This is a genomic window from Clostridium sp. AF28-12 (genome assembly GCF_003435225.1).
Taxonomy (GTDB): Bacteria; Bacillota; Clostridia; order Lachnospirales; family Lachnospiraceae; genus Pilosibacter; species Pilosibacter fragilis.
Window position 1 is genome coordinate 1 of the sequence record NZ_QWGJ01000018.1, and the last position, 14,965, is coordinate 14,965.

Below are 14,965 nucleotides of genomic sequence, written 5' to 3' on the forward strand. Positions count from 1 at the left end.
GCTCAAGGTAGGATTTATACCGCCCTTACGGGCGCACTGGGCTTCACAAAAAATCTCGTCTTGCCGCTGCCGCTTCCCCCGATAACAAGGATATTTTTATTCCTTGCATACTTCGGCTGCTTCGGGCGGCTGTTCATGGTAAGCCGTTCCGTCTGTGTCAGAAGCACGTTATTTTGAAATACCGGGTCGGTGTAGGGCTTAATATCTTCGGCAGTTCCCCAACGGGCAGAGCCGTATTCGATACCTTTCCGGTATTTCTTCGCGTTCTTGCCTTTTACATAGACAATCAGCCGGATAAGCACCGCGCCTAAAATTCCTATCAGTAAATCCATAGGGGCAAGGCTCGGAAGCGGGTTTGAAAAAGCCATAGAAAAGCCCTCCCCAAGCGACAGCACCTTGCCGGACAGGTCAGCTCCCGGCGCAAGGCGTACCGCCTGCCCGACTTTATCAAAGAGATACACAAAGAGCAGATAGGGAATGTTGGGAAGCAGCAGCTTTTTCCAGTTGATAGCGTTCATCTTGCAATCCCCCTGTCTTTGTTTTTTACTTTGTCCCGCTGTGCGTTCAAAGCCGCCGCCTTTTCTTTGAGGGAAACAATCAGCTTTCGGATAGAGGGCTTTTGTTCCTGCGTCAGCTTCTTTGCGGAAAACTCCTTGAAAGCTGCGGTCAGTGCGTCCGCGTCCCGTCCCTTGAAGAAAACAAGATAGCGGGGCGGGATTTCGGTGCTGTCTTTCTTTAGGGCAAAGTCAATCCCGTACTTTTTCGCCGTACTCTCAAAGGCTTTGATATTGTCCTTTGTGATTTCAATGTTGGAAACGCCCGCGTTCTGCTTCATAAGCTGCTTTAGGGTCTGTTTGCCATGCGGGATTTTCTGTCTGTCATGCTGCTTTTTCATCTGTGCAAGCAGGGCTTTCATAGCCTTTTGGAGCTGCTGTGCCGTCAGTTTCCCGGTTTTGATGTAAAGGGCTATGGTCTTTTCGTTGGTTTCCTCCTGCAATGGGTGTCCTCCTTTCATGTTCTATGGTGGTATGCCCGCCGCCGGGAAGCGGGGCGGGCATGAAAAAAGAGCGTCCGTTTTCACGCCGCCCTGTTAAATCCGTACCCGCAGCCCGGAAAGGTCTGCCGCCCGAATACCCACAAGATACCAGTTGTCCCCGTACTCCATACGGGTAGGCTTCCATTTGCCCCGCACAAAGACCTCCATGCAGTCGCCGCAATGTAAGCCCCCGTAGTAGTCGTTTACGTCAAAGCGAATGTCGTAGCGGTCAGCGGTTTCATCAAAAATCAAAGCTCCTGTTTTCTGTGTCATAATCAAATCCTCCTTTGGGTTGGTTTACAGGCTTTCGCCCTCGTTGCAGGTGTAATCGGGTATGCCGGATTTTTTCGGTTTCCCATAAAAAGTACCATCTGCCATATCGTGAGATACAAGGGACGTGTAATAGCTGCCAATCGTAGACGGGGCATTGAAAAGGGCAGCTTTCATGTACTGCTTGATGTTGCGGATTTTGGTGGTGTTTTCCTGCATACAGTCAAGTACAAAGCGGATATGTTCGCTGTTCAGTTTCATAAACCTTGCTTTTACAAGCTCTGCCGGGTAGTCGTCCCCGGCGATACGGATTGTTTTTCGTTTGGTGCAGACGGTTTCAAGAATAAGGGCAAGGATTTCCTCTATCCTGTCCCGGTCAAGGTATCTGTCCTGTATCAGATAGTCGTACTCAATATTGTCCTTGATGATTTCCTCATACACGCTGTATGCGTCTGTCGCTTCCTTTCGCTTCCGTTCCGGCGGCTGTGCCGCGTCCTCTAAGGGAGAGGGATTTAGGGAATGGAAAGGAATGGAATGGGTACTTGATACATCTGTATTTAATTTTTCTTTTTTGGGTAAGTTAGTTTTTAATAGTTCTTTATTTAATTGCGTTGGATTTTCCGACGTCGGGTTATCCGGTGTCGGATTTTCCAATATCGGCTTATCCGCTGTTGGATTTTCCAATACCGGACAATCCAATGCTAGGGGCTGTGGCTGTTCGTAAATGGTGTACTCGATAGCGGTCATTTTGCCTTTCTCGTCGCGTCCCTGCCGCCTTGTGATATATCCGGCTTTTTCAAGCTCCCATACAGCGGTGCGGATAGCGTCGATACTTTCCCGGTTGATAAGGGACAGCCCTGCAAGGGTGTAGTCCCAATCTTCGGGAAGTGAGAGCATTTGCGACAACAAGCCCTTTGCCTTTAGGGAAAGTTCCTTGTTGCGTAAATGGTGGTTGCTCATAACCGTATAACCTTTGTTCTTTTCCACGCGGAAAACTGCCATAGCTTCATCACTCCTTTGGTTGGATTTGTCACGCAGTAGAAACGCGGTTTTGAGGGAAAAGGTATCAACCCTTGCATTTCTCATTTCCGCGCTCTAAGAGCCGCATAAATCAAGGCTTCATTTGCCCTTACTGCGTAACATGAGGGCATAAAAAAGCAGCGTTCCTGTTCTCCAGTGTAGGAGTGAGAAACGCCGCCTTATAGGTGGTGTTATTTTATTTTTTCTTTTCGACGTGCCGCGTAAGGTGGTGTAGCGGTCTATCCGGCAGCCCGCAGGTGCTTTTTGCATATCAAGGCTCAATCCGTTAAAAGTAGTAAATGAGTAGTAAAATCAATTTGCAAACCTGCGAATATGCCCGTAAATCAAGCATTTTTCAAGACAATCAACTAATTTAACAATAAATTTAGTAAGTATTAGAGAATTCAAAAAAATTCAAGGTTTAAATTTATTCTTGTGATGCCACAGTACTGTATTTAAATGGTTCTGTGGCATTGTCACATTCATCTAAGGGAAGCAGTTTTTATGCTTCAACATAAAAATTTCTTTAAAAAGTGTAGAAAATTTATCTGAATAGTTATTTATGACTTTTGATGTGATATACCTTGACAGAAATGCCTTATTATGGTATATATTTAGATATACTAAATATTATGGAGATAGAAATTGACAGAAAGCGATGTTAAGCAAATAAAAAAAGGGATATTAAAAATTCTCATACTTAAATTATTACAACAAGAAAAAAAGTATGGATACGAACTATTAGTGGAAATGTCCCAAAAAAGTAAAGGCTTTTTTAAAGTTAAAGAAGGAACATTGTATCCGATTCTATATAAGCTAGAAGAAGATGGTTTAGTAATAAGTGAATGGGAAATTCCACATGATAAAATGAGGGTCAAAAAATATTATTCTATAACGCAGAAAGGAAAAGATGAACTCAAAGAACTAATAGTGTTTTGGAATTTACTTTCTACAAAAGTACAAGATTTTTTGTTAGAGGATAATGAGTATGAAGAATGAATTAAAACGCTACATTAAGGAAATTAATAAGGGGTTGCACCTACCTCATAAAATGAAAAAACGCATAACAACGGAATTATTGTCAGAGATTTACGGCAGGATAGATGATGGAGAGGAGCTAAATTCCGTTCTAACATCTATTGGTACTCCTCAAGAATTGGTTGAAGAATTGGAAGCAAATTATGAACATGAATATGTACAGTTTAAAAAAGGAAACATTTTAAAATTAACTATTTATTCCATAATTGCTTTTGGTATTTCTGCACTTATCATATATTCAGCAATAGTTATCATTTATCCTCAGTTTATTCTTCCCACTATAATAGGTGGAGCCAACGGAAGTACCGCTGTTTTTATCGCATACAAATGGTCTGCAAAAGAATTGATTGGTGGATTAATTATACAAATAATTATACTTATTTTTGTGTTATCACGAATTGTTCGGATATTCACGTTACTTAAAAATAAAAAGGGTGTGCCAAGGAAAAGGAGGAAGATGTTATGAAATTAAGAAGAGCAGTGAGTTTATTGATGTCCGTGTGTCTGCTGGTAGGCGCAAATTGTGTATCGAGTTTCGCAAGTGACGCTGATACTTCTGAAACGGCTACAATTCGTGTTTATGACAAAAATACAGCTGATATTCGTATGGCGAACAATGATCGGATATTGCTGGATACATGGACGGTAAGTATTTCTGCAGATGGTTCTGTAAAAGAAGTCAATGCTAAATAGGCTCGAATTGATGATCCTGTCGTTGCAACTTTTAATTACTACTATGATGGGATTAATAGCAATGATGAGCCTCAATATACTGTAACAATGGAGGCAGTGGGACAAATAAAAATCAAAAAATCAAAGTTACAGACGAAAGCAGAAGGAGTATCTACATGGGCGAGTAATACAGAAAGCCATAATTCCTATGTAGCGTCAAATTCTATTACTTATAGCTATACCAGCAACCCTCCATCTGAGCCTGCCGCGTATCGGACAGCCACTACACAAAGACCATCCAGTTTCAGGACATCAACTATCAGCTCTCCCAAAACGAAGATAAGACGGCAATCTTTGATGGTTGGTGTGATTTCCTCAATTATTTTGACAGCTCGATTCATTTCCAGCTGTCTTTTTTGAACCTTGCGGCATCGGAGGAGACCTTTGCTAACTCCATTTCAATCCCGCACAAAGGTTATTCCAGCGTCTTTCCATTCCTTAAGATGGGCGCGGACTGCTGCCTCGCAGACACCATCTTTATGAAGTGCCACTGCTGCTTTATAATTGATTCCGTCCATGATTACATGGGCATGACATTCTCCGAATATTGCTTTCGCCTTCTTTTTCTATCTGTTTTTCCAGTTATGCATTTTTTTCAAAAGAAATAAAGACAAGGGAACTGATGAACAACATATACGGGTAAAACAACCTTGGCAGAATATCAAATGCACTGACTGTCTCACCCAGGCCGGAAGCCGATGAGATGGCAACCAGCATCTGTGCTCCATAAGGAAGAATTCCCTGAAAGATACAGGAAAATGTATCCAGAATAGATGCTGCTTTCTTATTGCTGATTCCGTAGTTTCCTGACATTTCTTTTGCAATTGGATTTGCCATAACAATTGCGACTGTATTATTCGCCGTTGCAATATCCATCAGACCTACCAACAGACCCATGCCAAGGAGTCCGCCTTTTCTCCCTTTAAACACTTTTTTTATCCAATATAGCAGAGCAGCAAATCCACCATATTCTTTGATCAGTGCACAGATAGACGCTACCAGAATGGCAACCATGCTGGTTTCAAACATGCCTGCTGCCCCGTCTCCCATATTTCCAAGCAAATCCGTCGGCACGATCATCCCTGTCGCAATCATGATGATGGAGCCACTTATGATTCCTGTAATCAGTACCAGGAACACATTTAAGCCAAGAATGCCTCCCGCCAGTACCAGTATATAAGGAATGGCCTGTATCAGATGATATTCTTCCTGCACAACTCCGCCACTGTAATTTTTCACAGACAGATTGTAAATAATCACCAGACTGACAATTGCTGCCGGAAGTGCAATGAAGAAATTTTCCTTAAATTTATCTGTCATCTTACAACCCTGTCCATTACATGCGGCAATTGTCGTATCAGAGATAAAGGACAGATTATCCCCAAACATTGCACCCCCCATGACTGTCGCAATACAAAGCGGCAGGTCAAACCCCGATGCTCGCGACACGGCTATTCCAATCGGAGTAATTAAAGTAATGGTTCCTACGGAAGTCCCCATTGCAAGTGATACAAAACAACTTACTACAAAAAGCACCACAACCGCAAACTGAGGCGGTATCAGTGACAGAATAAAATATGCCACACTGTTTGCTGATGTTCTTCCAACAACACCCACAAAAATTCCAGCCAGCATAAATATAATGATCATGGTAATAATGTTCGGATCGCTGATTCCAACTCCCATTATTTTCAGTTTATCATTCAGGCTTAATTTCCGGTTTTGCAGACATGCAACAAGCAGTGCAAGCAAAAATATAATCACAACAGGAATTTTGTAAAATCCCATCTCGATATTCAGGCCATATTCAAACAGAATTCCCAGTCCCAGATATAAAACCACAAACACCGCGATAGGCAATAAGGCTTTTGCGTTTCTTTTTTCCATTTCTTAATCCCTCTCTACCCCTTTTATTTATCCCAAACTATACCATGCCATGATACCGCAAATGCCTTAAAAAATCAATGACTCTACTTCCAGTGAATCACTGCTTCCACCGAATCCGTATACTGATCATCAGTGATGGACTTGTAACGGGAGCCGTCATACCAGTCGGTGAAACCGTTGTCAATTTTGTAAATATTTCCAGTTTCAGTGTCCACGATGCGCTCGTAACCCAGGGTAGCGTCACTCTGTTTCTGGCTCATAATATCCTGGCTCCGGTTCCGGTTTTCCCAGGAAGACATGATGCTGTCGGACATCTCACTGGCTGACTGGCTGAGAGACTGGGAGGTAGAGGCCGCCTGATTGCTCTGGGACATGGCAAAGCTCTGGAACTCCGGCGTATAATTAAGACTGCTGAGAACTTTATTCAAAGTAGGCTGCCAGTCCTGAAAGGTTCCCTTTTCTGCACTGAGGACTGTCAGATTATAGACAGAATAATATCCCATTCCCGTGCCCATGGCAAAGGGAACCACATCCGCCGTGAACATTCATTCTCCCGTTGTGCCATTCTGTGTAAAATCCGCCCGAAGAATGGAGGGGGAAATAGCAACGCTGCTCATTCCCTGAGTACTTTCAAAGCTCTCTGTCACAGAAAAATCTGCAATGTACGGTGTCTGAATATCCGCATAGTCAGCGGTTGCATTCATTGCGTCTGCAAACTGTGGGAATATTTCAAAGACTCCCTGTGTCGGTACATTCGTAAGAATGGGACATTTTCCAAACAAATCACTGGAAAGCGCCATCATCGCCCGGGAAATTTCATCTGAAAATAATGGTTCCATTTTTAGCATAAAGAAAATCTGATTTACCGGATTCTCCGGATCAAAAACATGAATTGCATGAAATATACCGGTGTACATGGCAGAAGATTTCACGCTCCAGCCTTCCGGAATATTCATACTGAATTCTGTACAGCTATAAGGCACCAGCTCCTGAGCAGACGCCAGCGGAACGACTGTCCAGCTGTCCTCTACCGATGCTGCTGTGCTGGAGGCTGTTTGCTCACCCTCTTCTTCATCCGGTGCAGTCACAGCTGCTACGCTTCCTGGCCGTTCAAATACCATCTCTGTATCGGCATTTGCCAGCATCAGCACACCGTCCTCCAGGAGATCCAGAGTCATGGCAGTTCCCATCTCTTCCAGATCCTCCTTGCCGACAGTCATACCGTTATAGGTCACGCTCACAAGCTCCCATGTTCCTGCCGCAGTGTCTGCGGCAGCAGTCGTTACAGTATCCACTGCGGCATCCGTTCCCACATTTGATACGCCCTGTCGGCGTTGCTGCGAAAATGCGGTTGCCACAGGAAAGGACAAGCACATTTGAAGCAGCAGGAAAACAGGGCTGTGATTGTGTGGCGTAGAGCCGCAAGCGCAGGGGCTGGTTTCGTCAGCAAACAGGGCGTATATGAAAACCCCCGTCCCTCGTCCTACGCCGAACTTGTGGACACACTCCCGCAAAAATTGAAATGATCGAGAAGCCATTTTAGGGCTTTCCCGCCTGGATTACCCATCAGCAAAGGCGGGTGGTACTGTCAACGGCGGCGCAATTTTTGCGCCGTTCATCTTGACCGTTGACTGGCTCGGCTGACTTTGCTATGTTATAGCTTCAAAGCATTTTGGGGACATTTTTCCACGCATTTCATGCACAAAATACATTCTGTTGCGTTTTTCTTATTTCGGGAATTGCATGGAACTTCTACATTCATTGGACATATCTTTTCACACTTTCCGCACGAAATACATTTCTTCTTGTCGACTTTGATGCGAAAAAGCGAAAAATAACTCATCGGTTTCAAAAAAACTGTAATTGGGCAAATATATTTGCAAAAAGCTCTGTTATCTTTACATTTGTAGGCTATAGCAATTCCAACGACATAGTAGAGAATATTTCCAATGATGAAGCTCCGCCACATAATTTCCTCTTTGTTTGGGACTTTAAGAATAAAGAGCAGACTCACAAATACGAGAGAAGCTCCGAAAACAAAATAGCGGATCATTCCCCATTGCTTGCGTGGACTGGAAGGTTCCTTGAACGGAAGCAAATCTAAAACCATTGCTGTCCAACAAGCATAACCACACCACCCACGCCCAAATAGCAAAGGACCAAATATTTTTGCAACAACATAATGAATTGTAGCGGCTTCAAATACACCGAGGAAAAGATAATACCAGAAGCCCTCTATCTGCATATTTTCTCGACAAAGAAACCCCAGATACACAATCATATACAGACCAACAGCAAATTGTACTACATTCCGGGCATATTTTTTCTTCTTCCCATATAATACCAATCCAACAGCAATCGCAGTGCCAATATACGAGAAATTGAAAAGATAGAATATATTATCTAACGCAAACCATAATGTCACCGCAATCACTTCAAAAACGAGCCGCATAACAAACGGCGGTAAATATTTTCTAATCATCATTTGATTCCTCCGCTTGTTCCATCATCTTTTTTGCAAGTGTTTGAAACTGCTTGATGGTTTCCTCGTCCATCGGAAGAAGCTGCCCAATCTGTCCGGCAATCATAGCAGTTACATCGTCTATACTGTTTTTTAACAGATTGACATTGCACTCTTGCACGCCGGTCAGGTTGGATACGCTTTTTTGTACCCTAGCTTGGCAGGCCGCAAAAGTCATGCCTGTGACATTGTACTTTTCCTGCATATTGAAACCTTCTTCTCTGGAAAGTAGAATACAAATACGGGGTATAGGTCTCTCCGGTTCTCAGTATAGTCCCGCAAGGAGGTTCTGTATTTCCCGTTCAGAAGAATTTTTGTCCCAAATGGAAGCGTTTCTGAAAGTCGATCCGTCATAAACGCTGCAAGGGCATCCCTTCCAACTTCATGTGATATTGTTCCAGCACATCTTTCAGCGTGATCTCTTGCATTCTTTGTTCCGCTGTTTTTTGAATGTCCAAGTAAAAATCCCGCAGCACCAGTTGGATATTTACACCCACGCCACAGGCAGGATTGGTGTGGATGTCCTGATGGAGCAGAGGTTTGTTGCCCTCTACTGCCCGATAGGCATCCAGCATAGTGATTTTCTCCGGCTCACGAGCCAGGGCAGGCCGGGGATGTCCCTTCACGCTGATCAGCAGCCCTCCTTTCCGCAAGGCGGACATGAGCTGGCGCACATAGGCGGGATTGGTTTGAACGCTCTCTGCCAGCTTGTTGCTGGTCAGGTCGCAGTCTGGGTACAGAGCAATAAAAGCCAGAATATGAACAGCATCGCTAAGGCGGGTGGGATATTTCATGGACTGATCTCCTTTTTTCTTTGATGTTATTTTTATTATAACAGCATATTGACAGCAGCGCAAGAGGATGCTAAAATGATTTGAAGTAAGAATAAAAATAACACCAACCTGAAAGGAATGGCGACAATGAACTTCTATGATGATTTGGTCATGCAGACCCAGATGAATTATTCCAAGTACCATCCTATCTATGCTTCCGGCAGTACGCCTTATCAGCTGACTGACAAAAAGCCGCTGCCGTATAGCGAACAGATCAATCGGTTGGTACAGGAGGTAAAGGAAGCTGACTGTGTGGTAGTGGGCGGAGCCTCCGGCCTGTCCGCTGCCGGTGGCGGAGACTTTTACTACGAGGACAACGACTCCTACCGGAAATACTTCCGGCCTTTTGCGGAGAAGTACCACTTCAAAGGTGCTTTTGCAGGGATGATGCACCCCTGGGAGACCCGGGAAGAGTATTGGGGGTATCTTGCCGCCTTCCTTCACACCACCCAGACCGCACCTGTGCGTCATCCCTATCTGGATCTAGACGCTTTGCTGAAAGGCAAGGACTTCTTCATCCTCACCACCAACCAGGATACCCAGTTTGTCAAACTCTACCCGGAGGAGAAGGTGGCGGAAATCCAGGGAGATCACCGGTTCTTCCAGTGTGCTGCCTGCTGCACCGATGACACCTGGGATGCGGTAAAGCCAGTGGCTGATATGGTGGCCGCTATGGGGGATGGCACGAAGATTCCCACGGATCTCATTCCCCGATGCCCCCACTGCGGCGGTGAGGCATTCCCCTGGGTGCGAGGATATGGGAATTTCCTGCAAGGAAAGAAATATGAAGAACAGTACGAGAAGATTTCTCGCTATGTACTGGAACACAAAGACAGCAAAATTCTGTTCCTGGAGTTGGGCGTTGGTCGAATGACTCCCATGTTTATCCAGGAGCCTTTCTGGAACATGACCCTCAGCTTTCCCCATGCTCGGTATATTGCTGTCAACGACAAATATGACTTCCTGCCCAAGCAGTTGGAGGATAAGGGCATGACCATTGTGGCCGACATTGCTCAAGTGCTGCGGGATGCACGGAACACCATGAAAAGCGGAGATAACGATCAATGAGGGTTGGAAACCAAGCGGCGCTTCAGGAACTTGCCGAGCGTATTGCTCAAGCAGATGCCGTTGTGATCGGAGGCGGCTCCGGCCTGTCAAGCGCAGCTGGATACGACCACTACCATTGGTCCCCGGCACTTTCGGAGGCGTTGGCTCCCTTTCGGGAACAGTATGGATTTACCTCCCCACTGGCTGGATTCTACCATTGCTTTTCCAGCTATGGGGAACAGTGGGGATATTATAGTCAATATATCCGCTTCATGTGGGAGGCCCCCACGGGGCAGCCATATCTGGACCTGCAGGCGCTTGTTGCGGACAAACCTGCTTTTGTGTTGACCACGAATGTGGATCAGCAGTTTTTTCGGGTATTTCCCCAGAAACAAATTTGCGCCTTTCAGGGAGACTTTAGCTACTGCCAATGCAGTCAGCCCTGCCGGGATGATATTTGGGAAAACCGCGAGCTGGTGAAGGAGCTGACTGGTTGCTTGGCAGGTGTTCGCCTGCCGGAGGAAGCTGTTCCTCGCTGCCCGGATTGCGGGCGGGTGCTGGTGCCTTGGGTACGAGATGATACCTTCCTGGAGGGAACCTTCTGGCAGGATAGTCTGCACCGCTACCATAGATTCCTGCGACGCTGGATAATGGATCAGTCCGACAAAAAAGTCCTGCTGTTGGAACTTGGCGTGGGTGAGATGACGCCCAGTATCATCAAACTACCCTTCTGGGAACTTACTGCCAAAAACGAAAACGTCTTTTATGCATGTCTTAATCGAGAGTCATCTCATAGGCCAGAGCATCTGCGGGGACGCAGCCTGTATCTGCAAGGAGATTTGACGGAAACTCTAGCTGCCCTCCGGCAGGAGCGATCCATCGCAGCAACCATAAAATAGAAAGGGGCGAACGAATATGATAGATTGGAACCCTATTGCGGAAAAATTCAGAGAAGCGGACGCTATCTTGATCGGGGCCAGTAACGGCCTGTCCATCACCGAAGGATTGCATTTGTTTGCAGATAATGCAGCCTTTGATGAATTGTTTGGAGATTTCAAACAAAAATACGGATTACATTGTATTTTGCAGGGCATGATGGCTGGATGGCCCAGCGAGGAGGAAAAATGGGCCTTCTGGGCCCGGCTCGTCCATCATTACTGCGGGCAGTACCAGCCTACGCCGGTGATGAACGATTTGAAGGCCATTGTGGGAGAGAAAGATTACTTTGTCGTCACATCAAACGGAGAAGGTCACTTTGAACTGTGTGGCTTCGATCCGACGAAAATCTATGAGATTGAGGGCAACTGGTTTACGATGCAGTGTGCCCGCCCCTGCCACGACACCCTCTATCCTAGTCTGGAGGTGGCCGAAAAATTATCGGCTGCCGAACAGGGCGGCCATGTGCCTACAGAATTGGTGCCGCGCTGTCCCAAGTGCGGCGGTCCCATGGACATCCACATGGGTGCGGGTCGGAGAATGATTCCGGATACCGCTGCCCAGGCACGGTTCCAAAACTTTCTGAAAATCTACCACGGGAAGAAACTGGTGGTTTTGGAGCTGGGCATTGGCTGGCGCAATCAGCTGATCAAGGCCCCGATGATGCGCCTGGTGGCCAGCGAGCCAAACGCCACTTATGTGACCCTCAATCTTGGTGAGATCTACATTACGGACAATATCAAAGAAAAGTCCTTCGGTCTGGACGGGCGACTGGATGAGCTGCTGCCTGCTCTCCGGGAGGCGTGCGAGGCATGAAGTTTGTGGGGACCGTAATCATCTATGCCTATTTGCAGGCGGTGGGAGTTATCAACTCTCATGAATCAGGTTGCTTCCTGAATCCTTTGCAGCAGTAGAAAATGCAGAAAATAAAACGCCGGGAAGTTGACTCAAATTGTCAATGCCCCCCCGGCTATTATCTTTCAGATTAATATTGTTAGAATCATGGTATATATTTCATTCCCCATTGGGAAATGGCGTAAAAGACCGGCAACAGATCCCGTCCTTTCTCGGTGAGGGAGTATTCCACCCGTAGGGGCATTTCATTATATTGGATGCGCTGGATCAATTCATCCGATTCCAGCTCCTTCAGGGCGTTGGTCAGAGCTGTGTTGGTGATGGGCTTGAGAACTTTTTTCAGTTCCCCAAACCGCATGGGACACTTGATGCATAGTTCATAGAGAATTTGGAGTTTCCATTTGCCCTGCAGCATTTGAACCACCGGCGTGACCGGGCAGTTTCCATCATCGGTTAGAATGACACTGCCAACCTTTTCTTTGAATTCTTCATAAGTCATGATTGGATTTTTCCTCGTCTTTTGCAGTATATTTTTTGATACCAGGTACAAATAATTTGCGTACTTGAACAAAAATTGCTATTAGGTATAATAAATATATCACTAGTTGGCCGAGCAGTCAACGACTGAAATTTCTTAGAAAGGTCTGAATGACATGAAAGAACTGAACATTATGGAGGCTACTGTTCTGACCTCCCCCAATCCGCTGACACTGATCTGCTCTAAAAAGGAGGACGGTTCTACGAACCTGGCTCCCATTTGCTTTGTGTCTTACCTCTCCTTCAACCCACCCATGGTGGGCTTCGCCACTGGAAAACAGTCCCACACCGGTAAGCAGGTACGAGAGACCGGAAAGGTGATTGTCACCGTTCCTGGCGAGAGTCTTGCCCAGACGGTGATGGCCTGCGGAGCGTCTACCGGTGCCAAGACCGACAAGGTGGCCGCCAACAACATCGAGATGATGGCTGTGGAGGGCAGTGACATCCAGATTCCGGTGGATACTCGTCTGGCGATGGTGGCCACCCTGCAGCAGTCGGTGGAAGTTGGCGACCATATCCTGCACATCTGTCAGGTGGACAAGTTCCTGGGCGATGAGGACAAGAAGGGGCTGTATGCCTGGAACGGCTTCGGGAAAGTTGCGCCTGCGGCAGAAGGCTAAATCTCAAAACGGAAAGGAGGCGTTAGCGGTGGCTGTTTGTATTAAAGACTGTATTCAGAACATGAATCTGGTGATCGGCTGTACTATTGGTTGCAGCTACTGCTATGCCAGAAACAATGTCCGCCGGTTTCACATGATCGATAACTTTGAAAAGCCGGAGTTTTTTCCCAATAAGCTGCGGCTGATGGAGAAAAAGCGCCCACAGAATTTTCTGCTCACCGGCATGAGCGATTTTTCCCACTGGAAGCCAGAGTGGCGGGAACAGATATTTGCCAAGATGACTGAAAATCCGCAGCACCAATATCTGTTTTTGACCAAGCGACCGGAGGATATTGTGTTTTCCACTACCCTGGAGAATGCTTGGTTTGGTGTAACTGTTACCTCCAGCAAAGAGAAAAACCGTATCCGGACTTTGCGGGAGCATATCCATGGCGGACACTATCATGTGACCTTTGAACCTATGTTTGATGATGTTGGCATGGTAGACCTTACCGGAATTGAGTGGATCGTCATTGGGACTGAGACCGGACATAGGAAGGGCAAAGCCGTATCGAAACCGGAATGGGTGTGGAACCTGACACATCAGGCCCATGCGCTTGGCATCCCTGTATTCATGAAGGAAGATCTGCTTCCTATCATGGGAGAGGCACAGATGGTACAAGAATTTCCCCCGGCTTTTTACCGGGTATTGGAGGAACAGAAGACATGGCGGAAGTGAAAGATAGCAGCATTCTGATTCAGGATGTAGAAACCAAAAATATTATGACAAAATCCACCCTGCCGGTGGGCGGCTATTCCGTCAATCCTTATGTGGGCTGTACCCATAGTTGCAAATACTGCTACGCCTCGTTTATGAAGCGATTTACCGGGCACACCGAACCGTGGGGTACATTCCTGGATGTGAAGCATTGGCCGGCAATCAAAAATCCGCAAAAGTACAAAGGGCAGCGCGTAGTCATCGGTTCTGTGACCGATGGCTATCTGCCTCAGGAGGCTCAGTTTCAGAACACCCGAAAGCTTCTTGAGCAGCTTCGGGGCAGCGAGGCAGAAATTCTCATCTGCACCAAGTCAGACTTGGTAATCCGTGATATCGACCTTCTGAAAGAACTGGGAAAGGTCACGGTTTCCTGGTCGATCAATACGCTGGACGAGGATTTCAAAAACGATATGGACAATGCCGTCAGCATCAAGCGGCGGCTGGATGCCATGAAGCAGGTTTATGACGCAGGTATCCGCACCGTGTGCTTTATCGCACCGGTTTTTCCCGGTATCACGGATTTTGAGGCTATCTTCCATCAGGTCAGAAACCAATGCGACCTGATATGGCTAGAAAATCTAAACCTGCGAGGCGGATTCAAAAAAGACATCATGGACTATATTTGTAAAAAATATCCTGACTTGGTTCCGCTGTACGACGCTATCTACAACAAGAGAGACAGAAGCTACTTCCGTGGTTTGGAGGATCAAGCGGAACGGCTGGCGAAAGAAAACAGCTGTCCCTTCGTGGACAACGAGCTGCCCTACGGTCGGGCAGAGCCTGGGCACCCGGTCATTGTGGATTACTTTTACCATGAGGAAGTGCGTGGCTCGGAAAACACCGGGCGACGCAACCCCAAAAAATAATTTGTGAAAT

18 protein-coding genes and 5 pseudogenes are annotated in these 14,965 nt (G+C 46.3%); 11 read left to right on the forward strand and 12 right to left on the reverse strand.

The genetic code is table 11. From position 1 onward, the window contains the following. Nucleotides 1–35: 35 nt before the first annotated feature. The 4 genes and pseudogenes from DWY93_RS13600 to DWY93_RS13615 form a co-directional block, all read right to left on the reverse strand. Nucleotides 36–518: pseudogene (locus tag DWY93_RS13600) on the reverse strand (type IV secretory system conjugative DNA transfer family protein); the annotation flags it as partial. After that, nucleotides 515–997 (reverse strand): PcfB family protein, encoded by a 483-nt coding sequence (locus tag DWY93_RS13605; protein WP_021395806.1) that lies wholly within the window; start codon nt 995–997, stop codon nt 515–517. The gene DWY93_RS13605 and the pseudogene DWY93_RS13600, both read right to left, overlap by 4 nt. A gap of 93 nt (nt 998–1,090) precedes the next feature. Further along, entirely contained in the window at nt 1,091–1,309 is a 219-nt protein-coding gene (locus tag DWY93_RS13610) for a DUF5348 domain-containing protein (RefSeq protein ID WP_004611927.1), read from the reverse strand. A 24-nt stretch (nt 1,310–1,333) separates the two neighbouring features. Continuing rightward, nucleotides 1,334–2,308 carry a DUF6017 domain-containing protein gene (locus tag DWY93_RS13615; protein ID WP_022399381.1) on the reverse strand — a complete coding sequence of 325 codons (975 nt, stop codon included), beginning with the start codon at nt 2,306–2,308 and terminating at the stop codon, nt 1,334–1,336. A gap of 663 nt (nt 2,309–2,971) precedes the next feature. On the opposite strand from DWY93_RS13615, the gene DWY93_RS13620 reads away from it, so the two are divergent. From DWY93_RS13620 to DWY93_RS13635, 4 genes and pseudogenes are all read left to right on the forward strand, one after another. Then, nucleotides 2,972–3,325, forward strand: a complete 354-nt coding sequence (locus DWY93_RS13620) for a PadR family transcriptional regulator (protein WP_117470988.1) — start codon at nt 2,972–2,974, stop codon at nt 3,323–3,325. After that, a complete protein-coding gene (locus DWY93_RS13625) occupies nt 3,315–3,830 on the forward strand; it encodes a hypothetical protein (RefSeq protein WP_117470987.1) in 516 nt (171 codons plus the stop codon). Before DWY93_RS13620 ends, DWY93_RS13625 begins: the two co-directional genes overlap by 11 nt. Then, nucleotides 3,827–4,057 carry a hypothetical protein gene (locus DWY93_RS13630; RefSeq protein ID WP_117470986.1) on the forward strand — a complete coding sequence of 77 codons (231 nt, stop codon included), beginning with the start codon at nt 3,827–3,829 and terminating at the stop codon, nt 4,055–4,057. The genes DWY93_RS13625 and DWY93_RS13630 overlap by 4 nt, the downstream gene beginning before the upstream one ends. A gap of 275 nt (nt 4,058–4,332) precedes the next feature. Beyond that, nucleotides 4,333–4,512 (forward strand): annotated as a pseudogene (locus DWY93_RS13635) (conjugal transfer protein TraE); the annotation flags it as partial. A 166-nt stretch (nt 4,513–4,678) separates the two neighbouring features. Here DWY93_RS13635 and DWY93_RS13640 read toward each other — a convergent pair. From DWY93_RS13640 to DWY93_RS13670, 7 genes and pseudogenes are all read right to left on the reverse strand, one after another. Continuing rightward, the gene (locus DWY93_RS13640) at nt 4,679–5,983 is read right to left on the reverse strand and encodes a Na+/H+ antiporter NhaC family protein (protein WP_117470985.1); all 1,305 of its coding nucleotides are present in this window, start codon (nt 5,981–5,983) and stop codon (nt 4,679–4,681) included. Nucleotides 5,984–6,066: 83 nt separating this feature from the next. Next, the gene (locus DWY93_RS13645) at nt 6,067–6,528 is read right to left on the reverse strand and encodes a hypothetical protein (protein WP_117470984.1); all 462 of its coding nucleotides are present in this window, start codon (nt 6,526–6,528) and stop codon (nt 6,067–6,069) included. After that, nucleotides 6,529–7,296, reverse strand: coding sequence for a hypothetical protein (locus DWY93_RS13650; protein ID WP_117470983.1), 768 nt, complete (start codon nt 7,294–7,296; stop codon nt 6,529–6,531). Between the two features lie 341 nt (nt 7,297–7,637). Continuing rightward, nucleotides 7,638–8,465 (reverse strand): 4Fe-4S binding protein, encoded by an 828-nt coding sequence (locus DWY93_RS13660; protein ID WP_117470991.1) that lies wholly within the window; start codon nt 8,463–8,465, stop codon nt 7,638–7,640. Further along, a pseudogene (locus tag DWY93_RS17570) lies at nt 8,458–8,592 on the reverse strand (XRE family transcriptional regulator); the annotation flags it as partial. The gene DWY93_RS13660 and the pseudogene DWY93_RS17570, both read right to left, overlap by 8 nt. A gap of 9 nt (nt 8,593–8,601) precedes the next feature. Next, nucleotides 8,602–8,709, reverse strand: a pseudogene (locus DWY93_RS17815) (heavy metal-associated domain-containing protein); the annotation flags it as partial. A gap of 145 nt (nt 8,710–8,854) precedes the next feature. Beyond that, on the reverse strand, nt 8,855–9,298 hold the full coding sequence (locus DWY93_RS13670; protein WP_117470982.1) for an Rrf2 family transcriptional regulator: 444 nt from the start codon (nt 9,296–9,298) through the stop codon (nt 8,855–8,857). 126 nt (nt 9,299–9,424) lie between these two features. Between DWY93_RS13670 and DWY93_RS13675 the strand changes: the two genes are divergently transcribed. The 4 genes and pseudogenes from DWY93_RS13675 to DWY93_RS13690 all read left to right on the forward strand — a co-directional run. Next, on the forward strand, nt 9,425–10,405 hold the full coding sequence (locus DWY93_RS13675; RefSeq protein WP_181968553.1) for an NAD-dependent protein deacetylase: 981 nt from the start codon (nt 9,425–9,427) through the stop codon (nt 10,403–10,405). After that, entirely contained in the window at nt 10,402–11,283 is an 882-nt protein-coding gene (locus tag DWY93_RS13680; RefSeq protein WP_117470980.1) for an NAD-dependent protein deacetylase, SIR2 family, read from the forward strand. The genes DWY93_RS13675 and DWY93_RS13680 overlap by 4 nt, the downstream gene beginning before the upstream one ends. A 16-nt stretch (nt 11,284–11,299) precedes the next feature. Beyond that, complete coding sequence (locus DWY93_RS13685; protein WP_117470979.1) at nt 11,300–12,136, forward strand: NAD-dependent protein deacetylase, SIR2 family; 837 nt, start codon at nt 11,300–11,302, stop codon at nt 12,134–12,136. Then, nucleotides 12,127–12,234 (forward strand): annotated as a pseudogene (locus DWY93_RS13690) (DNA-3-methyladenine glycosylase I); the annotation flags it as partial. The gene DWY93_RS13685 and the pseudogene DWY93_RS13690, both read left to right, overlap by 10 nt. 86 nt (nt 12,235–12,320) lie before the next feature. On the opposite strand, the gene DWY93_RS13695 reads toward DWY93_RS13690, so the two are convergent. Next, complete coding sequence (locus DWY93_RS13695; RefSeq protein ID WP_015553402.1) at nt 12,321–12,674, reverse strand: helix-turn-helix domain-containing protein; 354 nt, start codon at nt 12,672–12,674, stop codon at nt 12,321–12,323. A gap of 154 nt (nt 12,675–12,828) precedes the next feature. Between DWY93_RS13695 and DWY93_RS13700 the strand changes: the two genes are divergently transcribed. The 3 genes from DWY93_RS13700 to DWY93_RS13710 are packed head-to-tail and all read left to right on the forward strand — an operon-like array spanning nt 12,829 to nt 14,955. After that, nucleotides 12,829–13,332, forward strand: coding sequence for a flavin reductase family protein (locus DWY93_RS13700; RefSeq protein WP_015553403.1), 504 nt, complete (start codon nt 12,829–12,831; stop codon nt 13,330–13,332). Between the two features lie 28 nt (nt 13,333–13,360). Then, nucleotides 13,361–14,050, forward strand: coding sequence for a radical SAM mobile pair protein A (locus tag DWY93_RS13705; protein WP_117470978.1), 690 nt, complete (start codon nt 13,361–13,363; stop codon nt 14,048–14,050). After that, nucleotides 14,038–14,955 carry a radical SAM mobile pair protein B gene (locus DWY93_RS13710; RefSeq protein WP_117470977.1) on the forward strand — a complete coding sequence of 306 codons (918 nt, stop codon included), beginning with the start codon at nt 14,038–14,040 and terminating at the stop codon, nt 14,953–14,955. The genes DWY93_RS13705 and DWY93_RS13710 overlap by 13 nt, the downstream gene beginning before the upstream one ends. The last annotated feature ends 10 nt before the right edge of the window (nt 14,956–14,965 follow it).

Bases quoted from the DNA above. Each gene is read 5' to 3' on its own strand.
- DWY93_RS13630 (WP_117470986.1), top strand. From the start codon at position 3,827: ATGAAATTAAGAAGAGCAGTGAGTTTATTGATGTCCGTGTGTCTGCTG.
- DWY93_RS13675 (WP_181968553.1), top strand. From the start codon at position 9,425: ATGAACTTCTATGATGATTTGGTCATGCAGACCCAGATGAATTATTCC.
- DWY93_RS13615 (WP_022399381.1), bottom strand. From the start codon at position 2,308: ATGGCAGTTTTCCGCGTGGAAAAGAACAAAGGTTATACGGTTATGAGC.
- DWY93_RS13610 (WP_004611927.1), bottom strand. From the start codon at position 1,309: ATGACACAGAAAACAGGAGCTTTGATTTTTGATGAAACCGCTGACCGC.
- DWY93_RS13625 (WP_117470987.1), top strand. From the start codon at position 3,315: ATGAAGAATGAATTAAAACGCTACATTAAGGAAATTAATAAGGGGTTG.
- DWY93_RS13700 (WP_015553403.1), top strand. From the start codon at position 12,829: ATGAAAGAACTGAACATTATGGAGGCTACTGTTCTGACCTCCCCCAAT.
- DWY93_RS13685 (WP_117470979.1), top strand. From the start codon at position 11,300: ATGATAGATTGGAACCCTATTGCGGAAAAATTCAGAGAAGCGGACGCT.
- DWY93_RS13680 (WP_117470980.1), top strand. From the start codon at position 10,402: ATGAGGGTTGGAAACCAAGCGGCGCTTCAGGAACTTGCCGAGCGTATT.
- DWY93_RS13710 (WP_117470977.1), top strand. From the start codon at position 14,038: ATGGCGGAAGTGAAAGATAGCAGCATTCTGATTCAGGATGTAGAAACC.
- DWY93_RS13695 (WP_015553402.1), bottom strand. From the start codon at position 12,674: ATGACTTATGAAGAATTCAAAGAAAAGGTTGGCAGTGTCATTCTAACC.
- DWY93_RS13660 (WP_117470991.1), bottom strand. From the start codon at position 8,465: ATGATTAGAAAATATTTACCGCCGTTTGTTATGCGGCTCGTTTTTGAA.
- DWY93_RS13645 (WP_117470984.1), bottom strand. From the start codon at position 6,528: ATGTTCACGGCGGATGTGGTTCCCTTTGCCATGGGCACGGGAATGGGA.
- DWY93_RS13640 (WP_117470985.1), bottom strand. From the start codon at position 5,983: ATGGAAAAAAGAAACGCAAAAGCCTTATTGCCTATCGCGGTGTTTGTG.
- DWY93_RS13670 (WP_117470982.1), bottom strand. From the start codon at position 9,298: ATGAAATATCCCACCCGCCTTAGCGATGCTGTTCATATTCTGGCTTTT.